Source organism: Sulfuricaulis sp., from assembly GCF_049587675.1.
Lineage (GTDB): Bacteria > Pseudomonadota > Gammaproteobacteria > Acidiferrobacterales > Sulfurifustaceae > Sulfuricaulis.
Map to the genome: position 1 here is coordinate 1 of NZ_JBAVEJ010000082.1, position 1997 is coordinate 1997.

Genomic DNA, 1997 nt, shown 5'->3' on the forward strand with positions numbered 1-1997 from the left:
TCTCGGGAACAACCGCGCGCGAGACCGATGGCGACGGGATTCATAGAGCTCCATCCGTTTCCTAACGAGATAGCCGTCACCAAGGTCGGCGCTGTCGTTACTGATGGAGCGTTCTTTCTCGATTTCAGCCGCCCGCTGCAGTATGTGCGGTGGCTTGGCGTATTCAACCGATGGCTCGGCATTACGGTCAGTCTGTTCGTTCCAGTCGTTCACCAAGGCGAAGAGGTTGGGACCTTCGTAGTCAACGTCCAACGGAGCGATCCGCATTTCGCAGATCTGAGCGCGCTCTGGCGAGTGCATTACCCGTCGAAGAGACGCCCACCAGCCAACGTCGCGAACGGATTGAAGGTCATCGCGGACTTCCACAAGCAGTTCCCGGAAGACACTGCCTTCTACTCGTGACGGCGTTAGCGGGTCCGCTCGACGTCGGCAGAACGACTATTCGACGCGTCGCATCCTGCCTCGCGGGCCAAGCTGCCGTCGGATTAATAGTCGAAGGTAAAGCCGCTCGTAGCGCTTGCCAGTTGTCTTTCCTTCGACGGTAGACCAGTGCCAGACCGGGGCTTGAGCGGCTGCTCTGGCACAAATTTGGCACAGTCGCTCTGGCCTCCGCTTTCGGCCCAAAAGCGGACGTTCGCGAGGGTCAGCTCCGCGGTGCGTTGCGCACCAAAGCAAAGCGACCCCGCGTAGGGACCGCCTTGATGTGCTGTTGGAAACGAAGCTCAGTGCACTGCGAGCTTCTTCGCCGCCACCACGGCTTTCTTCAGCAGCGTGAGTTCCAGAACGCCGTCACTGTACTTGGCTTGGGCGGTCGCTTCGTCGACCTCCTGGCCCAGCGTAAACGCGCGCTGAATCTTGCCGTAATAGCGCTCCGAGCACAGGACCGTCTCGTCGTCCTTGACGTCTTTTTCATGCGTCACTTCCACGGCTATCGCAACTTTGTTGCCGTTGATCGTTACGCTGATGTCGTCCTTTTTGACGCCGGGTATTTCAGCCAGCACTTGGTACTGCCTATCGTTCTCGGTTACGTCCATGCGGAACTGCGCGGGCGTGCGCGTCTCAGGGTTAAGGGGCCGCACAAAGAAGCCGCGGAACAAGTCCTCGACCGAATCCGCGAACGGATCATAGCGTGTGATGTTTACCATATCGATCTCCTATGAGAATTCAAGCCAACGGTCGCGCAATTCGCGTACGCGTCGGATCGTTGAGCGGGGGCGGGAATTGATCCGCCCCAACTGAACGAAAGGACCTACGGTCTTAGGCCGCTACGGCAGCAGCGCGGATCTTGTGGAAAGTGGAGTTGGAAACCTCATAGGTATCAACCCGAGGAGTTCCTTCGACCAGATTCGCCAGGATCTTTGTCACTTCTTTGTAGTTCCCAACGTTGTAGGCTTCTGCGCTTTCTTTGCTGTCCCACAAGCTCACTCCGAACGCTTCCGTTTTGCCCGGAACAACAAACGTGATTTCGTCTTTGAACCCTTTTTGTTTTTGAAGCATGGGAATGACTTGCTTCTCCAGTCTCTGGGTAAACTCGATAGCGCTATTAGGCTTCAGATTCAGGGACACTTTGCGTGCATACATATAGTTCTCCTTGATTGCTAATGGCCAAGGGGGCAGATTCAGGTAACCCTTTACAGTTAATGCAACCCGAAGACTCTCTCGATCCATTAACCTTATACGGTTAATTCACTTGATCTGTCAAGCGCTATCTGAGATCATCCTTTGAACTTGAGCCGAATCAGTTAATTGCAAGGAGACCTCTTGTGGATGTTTGTTTAGTGATCAAGGAGCGGCTGGAAGAGTTGGGTTTAGAGCAGAGAGACTTGGCGGTAGCGGCCGAAGTTACGGAATCCTACGTTTCTCAGCTACTGACGCGGAAGAAATTGCCCCCCGCGCCCGACCGGACAGACATCTATGAAAAGATCGGAGCGTTTCTGAAGCTCTCGAGCGGCAAGCTCGCGAAGCTCGCCGACCTCCAACGCAGGGAAGCGTTTAAG

At 55.3% G+C, this 1997-nt stretch carries 4 protein-coding genes; 2 read left to right on the top strand and 2 right to left on the bottom strand.

The annotated features are described in order from the left end of the window. On the top strand, window positions 1-402 hold a 402-nt coding region (locus WB402_RS04350; RefSeq protein WP_424205693.1), incomplete at its 5' end, for a hypothetical protein. A 320-nt stretch (window positions 403-722) separates the two neighbouring features. Here WB402_RS04350 and WB402_RS04355 read toward each other — a convergent pair. Both WB402_RS04355 and WB402_RS04360 read right to left on the bottom strand, forming a co-directional pair. Next, window positions 723-1145, bottom strand: coding sequence for an Hsp20/alpha crystallin family protein (locus WB402_RS04355; RefSeq protein ID WP_424205694.1), 423 nt, complete (start codon window positions 1143-1145; stop codon window positions 723-725). Window positions 1146-1257: 112 nt separating this feature from the next. Further along, window positions 1258-1581 carry a hypothetical protein gene (locus tag WB402_RS04360; protein WP_424205695.1) on the bottom strand — a complete coding sequence of 108 codons (324 nt, stop codon included), beginning with the start codon at window positions 1579-1581 and terminating at the stop codon, window positions 1258-1260. A gap of 182 nt (window positions 1582-1763) precedes the next feature. On the opposite strand from WB402_RS04360, the gene WB402_RS04365 reads away from it, so the two are divergent. Continuing rightward, on the top strand, window positions 1764-1997 hold a 234-nt coding region (locus WB402_RS04365; protein WP_424205696.1), incomplete at its 3' end, for a helix-turn-helix domain-containing protein.